The sequence below is a fragment of the Kosakonia pseudosacchari genome (assembly GCF_900184035.1).
Taxonomy (GTDB): domain Bacteria; phylum Pseudomonadota; class Gammaproteobacteria; order Enterobacterales; family Enterobacteriaceae; genus Kosakonia; species Kosakonia pseudosacchari.
Window position 1 is genome coordinate 64755 of sequence record NZ_FXWP01000026.1, and the last position, 16950, is coordinate 81704.

A 16950-nucleotide genomic window follows, 5' to 3' on the forward strand; every position below is an offset into this window, starting at 1 on the left:
ACAAAAGGTTCCAGCGTTCTCTGTTCTGTTTAGGTTGTGTTAATCGTCAGGTTTTGTAACGACCCACGATTTTTTTATCCATACACTACGCTTTAATGACGTATTTATGCCGATCGCGATCCCCACCACGACATGACAAGGAGAAGCAAAAGTGACAATTTCCGAGTTATTGCAATATTGCATGGCGAAGCCCGGCGCTGAACAGAGCGTGCACAGCGACTGGAAAGCAACACAAATCAAAGTTGCGGATGTGCTGTTTGCGATGGTGAAAGAGGTGGAAGGGCGGCCGGCCGCGTCGCTGAAAGCAAGCCCCGAACTGACGGATTTACTGCGCCAGCAGCATGAAGATGTGCGCCCCAGCCGCCATTTGAATAAAGCGCACTGGAGCACCGTTTATCTTGATGGTTCGCTACCGGATTCGCAGATTTACTATCTGGTGGATGCGTCGTATCAACAGGCGATTGAGTTGGTGCCGGAACAGGTCCGGCAGCAACTCTCCGTGTAATTACTTCAGCATCGGTTTGAGGAAGCGCGCCGTGTGAGAGGCTTCGCATTCGGCGACCGTTTCCGGCGTGCCGGAGACCAGAATCTCGCCGCCGCCGCTACCGCCTTCCGGGCCGAGGTCGACAATCCAGTCCGCCGTTTTAATCACGTCCAGGTTGTGCTCAATCACCACAATGGTGTTGCCCTGATCCCGTAACTGATGCAACACATCCAGCAACTGCTGGATATCCGCAAAGTGCAGGCCGGTGGTCGGTTCGTCGAGGATATAGAGCGTCTGCCCGGTGCCGCGTTTCGACAGCTCGCGCGCCAGTTTCACGCGCTGGGCCTCACCGCCGGAAAGCGTCGTAGCCGACTGTCCAAGACGAATATAGGTCAGGCCAACATCCATCAGCGTTTGCAGCTTACGCGCCAGCGCCGGAACCGCATCGAAGAACTCGCGTGCTTCTTCGATAGTCATATCCAGCACTTCATGGATGGTCTTGCCTTTGTATTTGATCTCCAGCGTTTCGCGGTTGTAGCGCTTGCCTTTGCACTGGTCGCACGGCACGTAAATATCCGGCAGAAAGTGCATCTCAACCTTGATTACGCCGTCACCCTGACACGCTTCGCAGCGACCGCCGCGCACGTTAAAGCTGAAGCGCCCCGGCGTGTAACCGCGCGAGCGGGACTCCGGCACGCCGGCAAACAGCTCGCGCACCGGCGTAAAGACACCGGTATAAGTGGCCGGGTTGGAGCGCGGCGTGCGCCCAATCGGGCTCTGGTCGATATCAATGACTTTGTCGAAATGCTCCAGCCCCTGCACATCGCGATACGGAGCCGGTTCGGCGATGGTCGCGCCGTTCAACTGACGTTGGGCGATCGGGAACAGCGTATCGTTGATCAGCGTCGATTTACCGGAACCGGAAACGCCGGTGATACAGGTGAACAGGCCCACCGGTAGCGTCAGCGTCACATCTTTCAGGTTGTTACCGCGCGCGCCGGTCAGCTTCAGCACTTTTTCTGGATCGGCTTTCACGCGCTGTTTCGGCAGCTCAATTTTACGTTTGCCGCTCATGTACTGCCCGGTAAGGGATTCCGGTACCGCCATGATGGCATCCAGCGTCCCTTCGGCCACCACCTGACCACCGTGTACGCCCGCACCAGGGCCGATGTCGATTACATGGTCGGCGGCGCGAATGGCGTCTTCGTCGTGTTCGACGACAATCACCGTGTTACCGAGATTACGCAGATGGATAAGCGTGCCGAGCAGACGTTCGTTATCGCGCTGATGCAGGCCGATTGACGGCTCATCCAGCACGTACATAACACCTACCAGACCCGCGCCAATCTGGCTTGCCAGACGAATGCGCTGCGCTTCGCCGCCGGAGAGCGTTTCCGCCGAGCGCGAGAGCGTCAGGTAGTTCAGGCCGACGTTCACCAGGAACTTCAGGCGATCGCCAATCTCTTTCAGCACTTTTTCGGCGATTTTTGCCCGCTGGCCGGAAAGTTTCAGATTGTTGAAGAAGTCCATCGCATGGCCGATGCTCATATCGGAAATGGTCGGCAGCGGGGTGTTTTCAACAAAAACGTGGCGCGCTTCGCGACGCAGACGCGTCCCTTCACAAGAGGCGCACGGGCGATTGCTGATAAATTTCGCCAGCTCTTCACGTACCGCGCTGGATTCCGTCTCTTTGTAACGGCGCTCCATGTTGTGCAGCACGCCTTCAAAGGGGTGACGACGCACGGAAGTATCGCCGCGATCGTTCATATATTTGAACTCAATCGACTCTTTACCGGAACCAGACAGCACCACTTTCTGCACGTTGGCGCTCAGGCTTTCCCACGGCGCTTCCACATCGAATTTGTAGTGTTCCGCCAGCGATTTCAGCATCTGAAAATAGTAGAAGTTGCGGCGATCCCAACCGCGGATCGCGCCACCGGCCAGCGACAGCTCCGGGTTCTGGATCACGCGATCCGGATCGAAATATTGCTGTACGCCCAGACCGTCGCAGGTCGGGCAGGCGCCAGCCGGGTTGTTGAATGAGAACAGACGCGGTTCCAGCTCGCGCATGCTGTAGCCACAAATCGGACAGGCGAAGTTGGCGGAGAACAGCAGCTCTTCGGCGGTCGGCTCGTCCATATCGGCAACCACGGCCGTGCCGCCGGAAAGCTCCAGCGCGGTTTCAAAGGATTCCGCCAGCCGCTGGGCGAGATCGTCGCGGACTTTAAAGCGATCAATCACCACTTCAATGGTGTGTTTCTTTTGTAGCTCGAGCTTCGGCGGATCGGAAAGATCGCACACTTCGCCATCAATACGCGCACGGATATAACCCTGGCTTGCAAGGTTTTCCAGCGTTTTGGTGTGCTCGCCTTTGCGCTCTTTGATCACCGGCGCCAGCAGCATCAGGCGTTTGCCTTCTGGCTGCGACAACACGTTATCCACCATCTGGCTCACGGTTTGCGCCGCCAGCGGAACGTCGTGATCCGGGCAACGCGGCTCGCCAACGCGGGCGAACAGCAGACGCAGGTAATCGTGAATTTCCGTGATCGTACCAACGGTGGAACGCGGGTTGTGGGATGTCGATTTTTGTTCAATAGAAATGGCGGGCGATAAACCTTCAATGTGGTCAACGTCCGGTTTTTCCATCAGCGACAGAAACTGACGCGCATACGCGGAGAGTGATTCAACGTAACGACGCTGCCCTTCGGCATAGAGTGTGTCGAAAGCCAGTGAGGACTTACCAGAACCCGACAGCCCGGTAACGACAATCAGTTTGTCGCGGGGGATGACGAGGTTGATGTTTTTGAGATTATGGGTGCGGGCGCCCCGTACTTCTATCTTATCCAATCCATTCACCTTTTACCCGGAGGAACACTTTTTGCCTGGTGTGTTTGAAGGACAACCAGCGGTCAGAAACGGCTAATTATGACACAATTTAACCTGAATGAATATACAGTATTCGCATGCATCTTCGCTTCGGGTATGTCAAACTATGGCGCGCGGCGATTATCTGGAATCCTCCTCGCAGCTATCTAAGTGTGGCTTTGTAATGCTACAATCGCGCGTTTACACTACTAAGAATCAAGCAACGTTTTCAGGAGACACAATATGGCCAGCAGAGGCGTAAACAAGGTGATTCTCGTCGGTAATCTGGGCCAGGACCCGGAAGTACGCTATATGCCGAGTGGTGGCGCAGTTGCCAACATTACGCTGGCTACTTCCGAATCCTGGCGTGACAAGCAGACCGGCGAAATGAAAGAGCAGACCGAATGGCACCGCGTGGTGCTGTTTGGCAAGCTGGCGGAAGTCGCCGGTGAATACCTGCGTAAAGGCTCTCAGGTTTACATCGAAGGCCAGCTGCGTACCCGCAAATGGACCGATCAATCCGGTCAGGAAAAATACACCACTGAAGTCGTTGTTAACGTTGGCGGCACCATGCAGATGCTGGGTGGCCGTCAGGGTGGTGGCGCACCGGCAGGTGGCGGTCAGCAGCAGGGCGGTTGGGGCCAGCCTCAGCAGCCGCAGGGTGGCAATCAGTTCAGCGGCGGCGCGCAGTCTCGCCCGCAGCAGCAGTCCGCACCGGCACCGTCTAACGAGCCGCCGATGGATTTCGACGACGACATTCCGTTCTGATTGGCGTTACGCCGCGAATTTAAAAACCCCGCGTTGCGGGGTTTTTTGTCTATAGAAAACCCCAACCAGGTTCGGGGTTCCGGAAAGCTTTCAACTTTAAGCCAGCTATTATGTGCCGCGTCCGCTGAACTGATGCAGTAGTCACACCGCAACAGTGGGCGCAACGCCGCCTGTGGCAAGCAGCACAAACGCAGCACCCAGGATTTGCATAGTGTCGAACTTACATATTGTCGAACACGCGCGCAAATAAAACGGGTGCCCGTGCGCAAGCAACCAGCGGCATAAAAAACCGCGCGTTGCGGGGGCTTATCATTCAGCGGTGACGCATTACTTCGACACATCCGCGCCGAAGTATTTCTGCGAAATGCGTTGATAAGTGCCGTCGGCTTTGATCTCTTCCAGTGCTTTATCAATAGCGGCTTTCAATTGCGGGTTGCCTTTGCGGAACAACACGCCGGATTTCTCCGCGTCCGACTGTGTGGCAACGATTTTCACCGGCGCGTCTGGTTTATGTTTTTTGAAATCCAGGAATGACAGGTTGTCATTGATGGTCGCATCCGCGCGGCCCTGCACCACCAAATCGACAGACTGGTTAAAGCCGTCGGTGGCAACGATCTCCGCGCCATATTTACGGGCGATCTGCGCATAGTTGCTGGTCAGCGTATGGGCGGATTTTTTGCCTTTTAAATCTTCAAAACGGGTAATTGCCGTGTTTTTGCTGTTAACGATCAGCACCGCTTTGGAGGCGATATACGGCTCGGAGAAGTCATATTTTTTCTGGCGTTCCGGCGTAATGCCCACCTGATTTATTACCGCGTCGTAGCGGTTAGCATCAATACCGGCGATCAGGCCATCCCATTTGCCTTCAACAAACTGGGCATTCACTTTCAGGCGTTTGGCAATCTCCTGGCCGATTTCGACATCAAACCCTTCCAGCTTGCCGGAGGCATTATGAAAAGTGAACGGCGGATAAGTCCCTTCGGTGCCAATCTTTAACACTCCGGCGGATTGAATTTTTGCCAGATCATCCTGCGCCAGCGCCGCGTGAGCAAAGCCCAGCTGCATCACGCCAGCTATCACCAGTGTTGCGAATGCCTTCATCTGCGTTACCCCTTAAATATTGTTATTGGTGCGCTTCGATAGCCGAAAACGCTGTGCTTAAAGAGGCGATGAATTCCGTGGTTCGCGGTTTCTTCGCCTGTGAAAAAAGGGTGCTGGCGCTGCCCGATTCGACAATCTCTCCGCCTTCGAGAAATACCACCTGGCTTGCGATATGGGCTGCTAAGCGCAGATCGTGGGTAGCCATAATCATCGTGGTGCCCTCATGCGCCAACTGGCGAAGAACGGCAACCACTTCGCCGGAAAGCTCCGGGTCGAGCGCCGATGTTGGCTCATCGCACAGCAACACCGCAGGCGAAGGCGCCAGCGCGCGGGCAATCGCCACACGCTGTTGCTGGCCGCCGGAAAGCGTATTCGGCAGTGCGTTACGCTTATGCAGCATGCCAACCTTCTCCAGCAGCGCTTCGCCGCGTTGCCGGGCGCGATCGCGGTCCCATTTATGCACCGTAATTAGCCCTTCAGTAATGTTCTCAAGGGCAGTCATATGCGGAAACAGCGCGAAGTTCTGAAATACCATTCCGGTCTGGCGGCTCATCCGGCGAATATCCTCACCGTTAATGCGTGCGCCCGGTGTAAATAACATCTTCTCTTTGCCAATTATTAATTCCCCGGCCTGCGGAATTTCCAGCAAATTAATGCAGCGTAATAACGTACTTTTTCCGCTGCCGGAGGGGCCAATTAAGGCGGTAACGGTGCCTTCTGCCACCGTTAAATGAATATCCCGCAACACCTGATGACCATCGAAACTTTTTTCAATGCTGGAGAGCGTTATCATTGGCTCGCTCCTTAACGGTGGTGCCGGCTAATTTCCGCTCCAGTCTCTCTTGTAAATGCGATAAGACAGAACTGAATAAGAGATAAATCACCGCAGCCTCGCTATATAAAATTAACGGCTCGTAAGTCACCGCCGCAATTTGCTGTGCGGCGAGAAACATCTCCGGTACGGTGATCACCGAGGCCAGCGAGGTGTCTTTTACCAGCGAGATAAAGGTATTGGATAACGGTGGCACGGCGATGCGCGCGGCCTGCGGCAGAATAATGCGCCGTAGCGACTGTGCCCAGGTCATGCTGATGGCATGCGCGGCTTCCCACTGGCTTTTAGGCACGGCGAGCAGCGTGGCACGGATGACTTCCGAGGTATAAGCACCAATATTTACCGTAAAACCAATCACCGCCGCCGGAAATGCATCGATAGTAATTCCTGCGCTGGGTAACGCGTAAAAAATTAAAAAAAGCTGTACTAATAACGGCGTACCGCGAATTAACCAGACGTAAAATCTGACTATCGGTTTTAAAAAAGCAGGACCATATAAACGCAATAACGCCACAATAAAACCGAGCGTCAAACCAAGAATAAATGCGCTTAACGTTAAGGGAATGGTAAATTTCAGCCCGGCGGAAAGCATTGGCAAAAATGAGTCTATCGCTAAGGGTAACCATGTCGGCACTACACACCTTCCGCACATTGCTGATTGCCAGAAAAAGCTGGCAGAATGCTATCTTACTATTTCAGTTTTTCATTCTGCTACCGTATGCAAGCGGATTATAGGCTTTGCGCCTGCGGCGAAAACCAATATATCCGGATAAGAATATACGCAAATGTGCTAAAGGCCTTGTGCTGCCGGGCAGCGGGCAGCACAAGGCGAGGTGCAGTGTTGTGAAAGCGAAATCGGCAATGGGGATGCCATGGTGCACGCCGGGGATAAAAATGCAGGCTAACTGACGCTGTTTTTAATTTGAAATACGCTAATTTTACTTAAGGAGATATTATCAAAAATAAGAGGATATATGCTGCGTTGTTATTTATTGTTAGCTGAATCGAATAACCTGAAGTCCATTATTTTATTATGGTAATTTGCATTGGTTTGATTTTAAATAAGTTATTATTTTAATTATAAAATAAGACGATTCTGAGATGTATTTGCCTGTCGTTTTTATGAACTGACGATAATATTAATCGTAAGCATTGGCTGTTAATAAATAATACGCGCGCGTATAAGTTGCATTTGAATGATTTCGTATAAATCGTTTTCTCCCGAAATATCCGCCGCCGCTACCAAGGAATACGTATGGTTAACCGGATAACCGTCCTGTCATCCGTTGGCAGTGATTCACTTCTGTTCTGGAAATTGACAGGCGAAGAGCATCTTTCCGCGCCTTTTCGTTTTCAGGTCGACCTGCTGAGTAAAGACTTCACCCTTGACCGACAAAAACTGCTCGGCCAAGAGATGACAGTGGTGATCCCGTGCCAGATGCCGGGCAGCGAACGCTATCTTTCCGGGAAAGTGACCGCTGTTTCGGTACGTACCGAAGAGCTGGACGGCACGCAGTACGCGGCGTACCAGGCAACGCTGGAACCCGATTTCTGGCCGATGATGCGCGATCGTAACTTCCGCATTTTCCAGCAGCAGCGCGTGCCGGATATCGCCAAAACGCTGTTTTCCGAATACAACGTCAAAATTGAAGACAAACTGACGCGCAGCTACCGCCAGTGGGATTACAGCGTGCAGTATGGCGAAAGCAGCTTCCACTTCATCAGCCGTTTGCTGGAACTGGAAGGCATCAGCTACCTGTTTCGCCACAGCAAAGAGGGCCACACGCTGGTGCTGATGGACGACTACTCGCAGGCCGAGGCGTTTCCCGGTTACGACACCATTCCCTGGCATGCGCAAACCGGCGGCGGCGCGGTCAACGAAGAGGGCGTCAGCCAGTTACTGGCGCGTCATGTTGTTACGCCGGGTCTTTACAGCACCGACGATTACGATTTCCGTAAACCGCACGCCTGGATGCTGCAAACCCTGCAAAACCCCGTTTCGCCAAGCCCGGGGAAAATTGATGTCTATGACTGGCCAGGTCGCTTTGTTGAGCATGGCGACGGTGAATCGTACGCGCGTATTCGCCAGCAGGCCTGGCAGGCGGAGCAGCAGCAAATGCAAGGTTCCGGCACCGCGACCGGTATCGCGCCCGGCTATCTTTTTCGGCTTACCAGTGCGCCCAACTTCGCCGATAACGCCCAGTGGCTGGTGATTGGCGCACTGTATGCGTTTGAAGAGAATCAGTACGCCTCCGGCGGTTCATTCACGTCGCAGCACAATATCGCCTTTACGGTTATCCCGGCGGCGACGCCTTTCCGCCCGACGATGGTCACCGACTGGCCGCGAACCTATGGCCCGCAAACCGCGCGCGTGGTCGGGCCGCAAGGCGAGTCGATCTGGACGGACAAATATGGCCGCGTGAAGGTGAAGTTCCACTGGGATCGGCAAAGCCAGGGCGATGAAAACAGCTCTTGCTGGGTGCGCGTCTCCAGCGCGTGGGCGGGCCAGGGCTACGGCGGTGTGCAGATCCCGCGCGTGGGCGATGAGGTGGTGGTCGATTTTATTAACGGCGAGCCGGACAGACCGATAATCATTGGCCGCGTCTATAACGAAGCCAGTATGCCGCCGTGGGCGCTGCCGGCGGCGGCGACGCAGATGGGCTTTATGAGCCGCTCGAAAGATGGCTCGCCGGATAACGCCAACGCCCTGCGCTTTGAAGATAAACCCGGAGAAGAGCAGCTCTGGCTGCATGCTGAGCGCAACATGGATACCGAAGTCGAAAACGACGAAACCCATGATGTCGGCAGCAACCGCACCAAAACCGTTGGCAAAGACGAAACCAGCCATATCAAACAGAACCGCACCCGCACGGTGGACGGCAATGAGACTGTCACCATCGGCCAGGATCGCAGCAAAACCATCAACGGTAACGAAACCACCACCGTGCAGCAGAACCGCACGGAAAGCGTGAAAGGCAATGAAACCCTCACTGTCGAGCAAAACCGCGACGAGACCATTACCGGCAACCACACCACCACGGTGAAGAGCAACAACACAGGCACCGTGCAAGGCAACCAGACGCTGACCGTGGTGCAGGACCGAACCCGCACCGTGCAGGGTAACGAAAAGGTGAGCGTGCAGCAAAACCGCACCGTACAGGTGACCGGCGACCAGACGCTGGAAGTGACCGGCAACCGCAATGTCACCGTCAGCAGCAGTGAAGTGCGCACGGTGGTGCAAAAGCAAGAGGTGAATATCGGTGCCGGGCGCACGCTGAGCATTACCGGCGGCGACACCCGTTTTACCCAGGGCAGCGTGGCGGACAGCGCAACGGATACCTTCCAGATCAACGTCGGTGAAAGCGGCATTCTGATTAGCAACGGCAGCGTGGAGATTTCAGCGGGCGGCTCGACCATCACCATTAACGCCGCAGGCGTGATGGTCAACGGCAAGAAAATTGAGCTTAACGCCTGATAAGGACATGCAATGAGCGTGGCAAAGAACCCCACAGAGAAAGTGATGAGCGAGCTGGAGCTAAGCTGGCTGGACGCCAGCGAGAACGCCGCGCGTACCCGCCTGTTTATCTGGCGCGTTCCGGCGGGCGGCGAATCACTGCTGGATGCCTTTATTGCCCTGCAACAACATCCTGAAGGCCGCACACTGCCGGATCTGTTTCTTGGTCTGAATACCCCTTTCGAAACCGGTTATGGCTACAGCGAGGCGCTGGGGCGCGAGTTTGTCGAACAGTACGAAGCCACCGAAAATGCCGCCGCCTGGGACGCGGAACCCTGGTTGCCCTGTTACTCCCCGGCGCAACTGCACACGTTGTTGCAGAGCTTCGCGCAGGCGTTTGCCGGGGATCTCCGTTACCTGGTGCTGGTGCTTAAACCCTCCGGCGTCAGCGATGAAAGCGCGCTGACGCGCTGGTTGCAAGGCTGGCTGGAACAGGGCGCGGACGCTGCGCGATTGCTGCTCATTGATACGCTGGAACAACCGATCTGGCAGCCGTTATATGAGGCGCATCCGCGCGTGGTGCAGCTCATTGTCGACGAGGTGGATGGTATGCGGGTGATGCACCAGACCGCGCAGCAGCAGACGGATACCGATGCTGACCGGTTGCTGTTTCGCCGTTATCTGGCGGATGCGATGCTGCTGCTGGAAAAAGGCAGTAGCGCACAAGTCGCCGCGCGCGGCGAGCTGGCGCTGGGCATTGCGCAGCGGCGCGGCTGGGCGGATCAACAAGCGATGATGCACAACCTGATAGCCGGTGGCTGGTTAAAAGGGGGCGATCACGCGCAGGCCGTCACCCACTACCGGCAGGCACAACATCTCTCTGGCGAGATCCCGGATCCGGCGCTGAAAGGGCAGTTGCGCACGCAAAGCACCTTCGGTGAAGCGGGCGCGTGGTTCGCGAAAAAAGATCACCTGCAAGCGGCGAAAGGCTATCGCCAGGCGGCGCTGGAAGCGCAGGCCATTCCCCATCCGGTATTTGAAATGGAAGGCTGGCGCATGTCCGGTTTTTGTTTGTGGCTCGCCGGGCATCGACCGACGGCGATGGAGGAGTACGCGCGTGCCGTGCAGGCGGCGGAAAGCGTGCCGCTGCCAGAACGCAGCCAGACCACGCTGTCGCTGGTGTTTCAGGATTTATTGCGTATACACGATAAGCGGCGTACCGAGGCGCTCGAAGCCTGCGCCGCGCGCTGGCAACGTGAAAAACAGCGGCTGATCCAGCAGGCCGAAGCGGCGCTGCCCGCCGAGCCGACCGTTACGCAAGTTAAGCAGACCGAGAGCCGCTTGCAGTTACAACTTGAGGCAATGTTTACCGTGATCCGTGAGGAGCGGGAAAATCTGATTCGTCGCGGTGATGAGAGTTTTCGCCGCGTTATCCGGCTGGCGCGGGAAAAATTACACCCGCACTGGAATGGCCTGCCGGAGATCGCTCACCCCTTTGATGCGCCCCCCGGCGAGTGGCAAACCCTGCCCGAGTGGGGAAACCATGACGCATCGTTATCTGACACTGCAGGAAGCAACCCGCTATGAAAAATCGCATCATCATTATTGTTGTCGTCACGCTGCTCGCGCTGCTGTTTTTAAGCCTGTCTGATAGCGAGCTGGCGACAGAGGTTCGAACGTTCTTGCGCGCGCTGTTGCGCGCCATGTTCTGAGGCCAGACTTATGCACTCCGGCGCGCACTTCGATCCGCAGCTCGGGCTGGATATTCATACCTACCCGTGGCCGCTGCCAACGCCGCATATCGGCATTGTTTTTGACGTGTTCGATTATCTGCCGCTGATTGGCACCACGGTGCACGTCAACAGCATCAAACGCGCGAGTGCCGGAACGGGCGGCATCGCGGTACATATTCCGGTCGGCGGCGTCTGGGTGCCGCCGCTGCGCGCGCCGGGCGGCCCACAAATTGAAGACGAGCTGTTTATGGGCAGCAAAACCGTCTCGGTGGACGGCGAACCGTTCTCGCGCATCGGCATGCCGGTGTTGAGCTGCAACATTATTGGTCTGGTGCCGCCGTTTCGTCTCAAGCGCGCCGCCAAGCCAAAACCGCTCTCTCTCACCCTGCCGCTCACCTTTAACCTCGCCATTCCCAATAACGTCGTCGTTGGCGGCCCGCCGACCATCAACCTGATGGCGCTGTTGATGCGCGCCGGATTAAGCGGGCTGGGCAAGGGCTTTAAGAAACTGAAGAAAACGCCGAAGTGGCGGCTGTTTATGCGCCGCTTTCGCAAGCTGCGCCAGAAGCTGTTTCGCAATATGGACTCCGGCTTCCTCAAGTGCCGCGTGCTACGCGCTGAACCAGTGGATATTCGCGACGGCAGCGTCAGCCTGGAACAGCAGGATTTCCTGTTAGCGGGCCGTCTGCCGCTGGCGTGGGTGCGAACCTATTCGTCGGCAGATATTGAGATCGAAGGGCTGTGCGGCTTTGGCTGGTCGACGCCGGCCGATATCCGCCTGGATGTGCTGGCGGAAGAGGGCGTCGCGATGCTGACGCAGCCGGAAGGGATGACACTGTTTGCCGCACTGCCGCAGAGCGACGGGCGCGAACATGCCATTAGCGGTTTGCCTGAGGGCAGCTGCCTGTGGCGGGAAACCCGTGATGGCGAGGTGCTGTGGCGAGTAGACCAGGAAAGTGGCCCACTGCTGCACTTTAACGGTAAACAGGGTGCCCTGCCGATTGGCGAGATTGTCGATCGTAGCGGTAACGGCTGGCGATTTGAGCGGGAAGCGGGCGAACTACGGCAAATTCGCGAGTTCACCCATGCGGGGATGACCGGGCGCGACATCCTCGTCACGCAGGAGCGAAACCGTCTGCACACGCTGCGTCTGCATAATGCGCTGGACGGCGAAATTACACCGCTTACCCGCTACGAGTATGACACCCACCGCCAGTTGAGCGCCGAGATCGATGCGCTGTCGCATCCGCGCCGTTTTGTTTATCAGCAGCGCCGTATGGTCAGCCATATTGATCGCAACGGACAGGGGTTTCACTACCAGTACAACGAGGCCTGGCAGGTGATCCACGCGTGGGGTGACGGCGGAGTCTGGGATTATCACTTTGCATACCACGCGCTGCTCAACGAAGTGGAAGTCACCGACTCGCAGGGCGCGATTTCGCGTATCACCTTTGACGAAAATGGCCTGCCCGTCTCAGAAATCGATCCGTTAGGCGGCAATACCGTGTTCCGCTATGACGATTTTGGCCGCACGGTTGAAGTGACCGAACCAGATGGCAGTACCCATCGCTGGGAGTATGACGAACAGGGGCGCATGACCGCCGAAAAACTGCCCGATGGTGGCGTGATTCAGGCGGTTTATGACGATGACGGGCAATTACTGGCGCTGACTGATGAGAAAGGCGCGGTCTGGCGATCGGAATACAGTGAGGCTGGCAATCTTACCCGCGAAATCGATCCCACCGGTGTCGCCACGGCGTATCAGTACGACGCTTTTGGCCAGCTTTGCGCGGCGAATGTGCCCGGCATTTCGCCCACTCGCTATTTCTATGATCGGTATGGCTTTCCGCAACGTATTGAACAGGCGGGCGCAGGCGCGATCCAACTTCGCCACTCGGTACGGGGAACGCTGCTGGAGCGTATTGACGAAAGCGGGGGGACGACTCGCTTTCACTGGGATATGAAAGACCGTCTGGTGGCGACCACCGATCCGGCCGGCGGTGAAATACGCGTTGTCTACGATCGCGAAGATGACCCGCTTAGTTACACCGATGAGCTGGGGCGAACGACGCAGCTTCGCTATAACGGCAGCGGCATGTTGACGTCGTGCGCAACCCCGGACGGCGCGACGCTGAGCTTCCTTTATGATGCGGAAGATCGGCTGGTGACGGTGGAAAATCAAAATGGTCAACGCTGGCAACTGACGCGCGATGCGCTCGGGCGAGTGACGGAAGAGCATGATTATTGGGGGCAAGTGACGCGTTACGGTTGGGATAAGGCCAGCCGGTTGATACGTCGTGAGGATCCGCTGGGGCGTGAAGTGCGCTATGGCTATGACAAAAGGGGACGGCTGACTGAGCGGCGCAGCGGCGACACGTTACAGGTGAAATACCACTACGATCCCTGCGGGCGGCTGGTGCTGTGTGAAAACCCGTGGCGGCGGCTGAGCTGGCGCTACGATGATGCCGGGCGTGTGCTGCTGGAAGAGCAGGATGGTTTTCAACTGCGCTACGGTTACAACGAACGCGGTGTGTTGATCAAACGCGAAAGCGACAGTGGTCACCAGGTGCGTTATCACCTTGATGCGCATGAACGGCTGAGCCAGATACAGCTTAACGACGATGCGCCCATTCTGTTTACCTACGACGAGGCCGGACGATGTGTGAGCGAACAGCTCTCCAATGATGTCCTGCGTACCTTTCGTTTCGACAGGCTTGGGCGGCTAAGTTCCCAGCAGGTGCTGCAACAGGATTTACCGCTCTTCGCCTGCGGGTTTGCTTACGATCGCGCCGGGAATCTGACGTTACGGGAAGATAGCCAGTGGGGCAGCGATCGCTACAGCTACGATCCGGTGGGACGATTGATGGCGCACACGGCACCCGATGGCGCGCTCCGTCAATTTGTGCAGGATGCCGCCGGTAATCAGTTGCAGACGCAAACGCGCGAGGTGAATGACAGCGCAGGGGGATGGTTTCGCGAAGGCATTCATCACGGCGTGCGCTATGTGTTTGACCGCGCCGGTGAGCTACGCCAGCGGCGGGATAGCCAGTGCGAAGGCGAAAAAGAGGATTTTGTCTGGGATGACAACCGGCAACTGATCGCTGTGCGTAAAGGCGACAGTCTGGTGCGCTATGGTTATGACGGCCTGGGGCGACGGGTATTCAAGCAGACGGCGAGCGAAACACGCTGGTTCTACTGGCAGGATGAGGTGCTGGCGGGTGAAACAGTCACCGCGCGACAGGAGCCCCTGGCCGCGCTCAGTATTTTCGATACCGGCGGCAGGTTAAAACGGCAGAAAGCGCAGGCCAAACTGTTCAGTGAGATGCGGGAATATATCTACTACCCGGACAGTTTCTGGCCGCTGGCGCTACTGACGCAAGAGGACGGCGTAAAACAGAGCTGGCACTACCACTGCGATCCCAACGGCGCGCCGGTAAGATTGACCTCGCCAGAAGGGGAGATTGTCTGGTCGGAGAAAAGCGGCATCTGGGGCGAGAAAGGGCAGGTTTACGCCAGCCGCATTGATAACCCGCTGCGTTTTCAGGGGCAGTATTACGACGCGGAAACCGGGTTGCACTACAACCGCTACCGCTATTACGACCCGAACATAGCGGCTTATATCAGCCAGGATCCCGTGGGGATGGTGGCGGGAGTTAGCGTGTATCAGTACGCGCCAAATCCGCTGGCATGGAGCGATCCGCTCGGCTTGCAGCGCTGCCTTGGGCTGCCTTCTACGCGCCCGCCCGGTGGCTCAAGGAAGAAATACAACCGCGCCAAAGGGCAAGGGTTATATATTCTGCATGAGAATGGCAAAATCCGTTACGTTGGGCGCGGTGATGCGCCAACTCGTTTAAACGCCCATGCCAAAACGCCGGGTAAATCGCATCTGGAACAGCTGATCATTTTTGACAATAACTTAACCAAAGCTGAAGCTAAATTTCTGGAAGAAAAACTTATAGGTATGCATGGTGGTGCTAAGTCGATGAATCCATTAACGAATTTATTGAACGATATCCGGTCTTACCGCCCCGGAAATAAAAACGCACCCACGTATAAAATCGCTGGCGATAGCTCAGCATGGGGTAAAGAAATCTTACAAGACGCGCTGTCTATCATAAGGGGTAGCATATGAGTCAAAAATACCAGGAAGGTGATATCTTTCTGATCCCAACCGCCGATGGTCGGTTTGCTGTGTGTCAGATCGTCTGTGCGTTAAAAGGGCGTTTTAAAAAGGCTTTCGCATTTGGCGTGCTAAGCATTCAGTCTGATAAAAGCATTCCGCAACACGATGAGTTTCTGCAATTTAAAAACTCACGAGGCATCACTAAGGTGATCTTTGCGGCGGTGGATAGCCTCAAAAGTGGTGAGTGGGAAATTATCGGTAATATCCCGCTGACGGACTGGAAAAAAGAGCTGCAAATATTCCACAGTGCCGGCCATTTATACAATGGCGATGAATACGTCAGAGTGCTTGATAAGAGCGAATACAAGCAATTCAATGTGATGGGCGTGGCCGGTAACGAGCTGGTGCAGCAATATCTGGCGCAACATTAATCCCTGAAGAAGTGAAGACGCTGCGCTTCACTTCTTTTTAATTTCATTATCTCATCAGGCGTGTCTTACCTCTTTTTATTTGTATTGCCGCTTTTGCATATCTCTTTTTTCCATGTGGCGCTGGACGGTGGCGATCTTTCACCGCGTTACATAATGGCGAAGTTAAAAAATAACCATACTCTGTTTAAAAATGATTCTTGAATTTAATGTGGCCAAAAAATCGCAACTTTTATAGATCACAAAAGCGGGTGGTAAATAAGAGGTTCTCATTATTGAGAAATTAGAAGATCGATATTGAAAAGCGTAAAGCGCTACGGGGTTTCGCTTTCCTTGAGAAAAATCGCAGCATTGAAGAGTTGTGCATCGCAGGTGTTAATTCCGCTGCGTTTTTACCGGTCATAGGACGCTAAAAAATATTAAATTCTGTTACTTAACCGGCGAGGATAGGGAACTATAGTAGAAATCTGACACACTGCCACCAGTGGGCTTTTACCCCATAAAGACAATCCTCCCACCCTAACGAAACGATCCATCAGCGCTTCGCTAAATAACCCTCAATCCATGAATAATATATATCCTTCGTTAACCTCTTTTTATTTTTTTAACTTTTTTTGAACTTCAGAAGATATATCTACGCACAAAAAGATCATGAATAATCCTGGGGATTTATTTTTTTTCATGATTAATCTTATTTATCTTTTTTTTCTATTTATGAAGAATCCTAGATAATTATGGGAAATTAAATTTCACATGCGGTTTGTAACGCTTTTTTTATTTAATAAATCCAGAATAAAGTTCTGAAGGAACTTTTTATTTCTGGCTATTCCTTCCCCTATCCTTTTGAAATCGCCTTTGTTATTACATTTTTTCCCTATTTCGCACCGCAGAATTTCTGGTTGGAGTGATGTAAAAGGATCTTCTACGCTCTATTTCAACTTCCTCTTTCGGGCTGTTTCGCTGCCCGCCTTATTTATGAGGTAATGAAACTAATCCAGTGTTAAAGCGGTTAAACAACGCGTCTGTCTTTCCCGGCATGTTGTGAAAAAGCATGTTTTTCCTGAGGTTTACTCCGCCAGCATTTTTTAATGATGGCGCGGTTATCTGCTGTTTAAAGAATTTCGTCTGTCTCAAACCAACTTCTCTATTTAAAAAGTTGAGG

11 protein-coding genes are annotated in these 16950 nt (G+C 54.7%); 7 read left to right on the plus strand and 4 right to left on the minus strand.

Annotated features, from left to right (window positions below):
* Window positions 1–151 precede the first annotated feature (151 nt).
* Entirely contained in the window at window positions 152–505 is a 354-nt protein-coding gene (locus tag BN2591_RS22145; RefSeq protein ID WP_086873925.1) for an MmcQ/YjbR family DNA-binding protein, read from the plus strand.
* On the opposite strand, the gene uvrA is transcribed toward BN2591_RS22145, so the two are convergent.
* The gene (uvrA, locus tag BN2591_RS22150) at window positions 506–3331 is read right to left on the minus strand and encodes an excinuclease ABC subunit UvrA (RefSeq protein WP_086873926.1); all 2826 of its coding nucleotides are present in this window, start codon (window positions 3329–3331) and stop codon (window positions 506–508) included. It lies immediately after the preceding gene.
* A gap of 261 nt (window positions 3332–3592) precedes the next feature.
* On the opposite strand from uvrA, the gene ssb1 reads away from it, so the two are divergent.
* A complete protein-coding gene (gene ssb1 / locus BN2591_RS22155) occupies window positions 3593–4117 on the plus strand; it encodes a single-stranded DNA-binding protein SSB1 (RefSeq protein WP_061498794.1) in 525 nt (174 codons plus the stop codon).
* A 327-nt stretch (window positions 4118–4444) separates the two neighbouring features.
* On the opposite strand, the gene BN2591_RS22160 is transcribed toward ssb1, so the two are convergent.
* From BN2591_RS22160 to BN2591_RS22170, 3 genes are read right to left on the minus strand one after another with little or no spacing between them, the layout of a single operon-like run.
* A complete protein-coding gene (locus BN2591_RS22160) occupies window positions 4445–5218 on the minus strand; it encodes an amino acid ABC transporter substrate-binding protein (protein WP_086873927.1) in 774 nt (257 codons plus the stop codon).
* A 22-nt stretch (window positions 5219–5240) separates the two neighbouring features.
* The gene (locus tag BN2591_RS22165; RefSeq protein WP_086873928.1) at window positions 5241–6011 is read right to left on the minus strand and encodes an amino acid ABC transporter ATP-binding protein; all 771 of its coding nucleotides are present in this window, start codon (window positions 6009–6011) and stop codon (window positions 5241–5243) included.
* Window positions 5989–6684: an amino acid ABC transporter permease gene (locus BN2591_RS22170; protein WP_086873929.1), complete on the minus strand. Its 696-nt coding sequence runs from the start codon at window positions 6682–6684 to the stop codon at window positions 5989–5991. The genes BN2591_RS22165 and BN2591_RS22170 overlap by 23 nt, the downstream gene beginning before the upstream one ends.
* A 621-nt stretch (window positions 6685–7305) precedes the next feature.
* Between BN2591_RS22170 and BN2591_RS22175 the strand changes: the two genes are divergently transcribed.
* Genes BN2591_RS22175 through BN2591_RS22195 form a run of 5 tightly spaced genes read left to right on the plus strand, consistent with a single transcriptional unit; the run spans window position 7306 to window position 15791 of the window.
* Window positions 7306–9525 carry a type VI secretion system Vgr family protein gene (locus tag BN2591_RS22175; RefSeq protein WP_086873930.1) on the plus strand — a complete coding sequence of 740 codons (2220 nt, stop codon included), beginning with the start codon at window positions 7306–7308 and terminating at the stop codon, window positions 9523–9525.
* A gap of 12 nt (window positions 9526–9537) precedes the next feature.
* On the plus strand, window positions 9538–11091 hold the full coding sequence (locus BN2591_RS22180) for a hypothetical protein (protein ID WP_086873931.1): 1554 nt from the start codon (window positions 9538–9540) through the stop codon (window positions 11089–11091).
* On the plus strand, window positions 11088–11216 hold the full coding sequence (locus BN2591_RS24895) for a hypothetical protein (RefSeq protein WP_020456137.1): 129 nt from the start codon (window positions 11088–11090) through the stop codon (window positions 11214–11216). The genes BN2591_RS22180 and BN2591_RS24895 overlap by 4 nt, the downstream gene beginning before the upstream one ends.
* 10 nt (window positions 11217–11226) lie before the next feature.
* On the plus strand, window positions 11227–15369 hold the full coding sequence (locus BN2591_RS22190) for an RHS repeat-associated core domain-containing protein (RefSeq protein ID WP_143468278.1): 4143 nt from the start codon (window positions 11227–11229) through the stop codon (window positions 15367–15369).
* Window positions 15366–15791 (plus strand): immunity 26/phosphotriesterase HocA family protein, encoded by a 426-nt coding sequence (locus BN2591_RS22195; protein WP_086873932.1) that lies wholly within the window; start codon window positions 15366–15368, stop codon window positions 15789–15791. Before BN2591_RS22190 ends, BN2591_RS22195 begins: the two co-directional genes overlap by 4 nt.
* The last annotated feature ends 1159 nt before the right edge of the window (window positions 15792–16950 follow it).

Coding starts and splice junctions, on each gene's coding strand:
- BN2591_RS22165 (WP_086873928.1), bottom strand. CDS start 6,011: ATGATAACGCTCTCCAGCATTGAAAAAAGTTTCGATGGTCATCAGGTG.
- BN2591_RS22195 (WP_086873932.1), top strand. CDS start 15,366: ATGAGTCAAAAATACCAGGAAGGTGATATCTTTCTGATCCCAACCGCC.
- BN2591_RS22175 (WP_086873930.1), top strand. CDS start 7,306: ATGGTTAACCGGATAACCGTCCTGTCATCCGTTGGCAGTGATTCACTT.
- BN2591_RS24895 (WP_020456137.1), top strand. CDS start 11,088: ATGAAAAATCGCATCATCATTATTGTTGTCGTCACGCTGCTCGCGCTG.
- ssb1 (WP_061498794.1), top strand. CDS start 3,593: ATGGCCAGCAGAGGCGTAAACAAGGTGATTCTCGTCGGTAATCTGGGC.
- BN2591_RS22180 (WP_086873931.1), top strand. CDS start 9,538: ATGAGCGTGGCAAAGAACCCCACAGAGAAAGTGATGAGCGAGCTGGAG.
- BN2591_RS22190 (WP_143468278.1), top strand. CDS start 11,227: ATGCACTCCGGCGCGCACTTCGATCCGCAGCTCGGGCTGGATATTCAT.
- BN2591_RS22160 (WP_086873927.1), bottom strand. CDS start 5,218: ATGAAGGCATTCGCAACACTGGTGATAGCTGGCGTGATGCAGCTGGGC.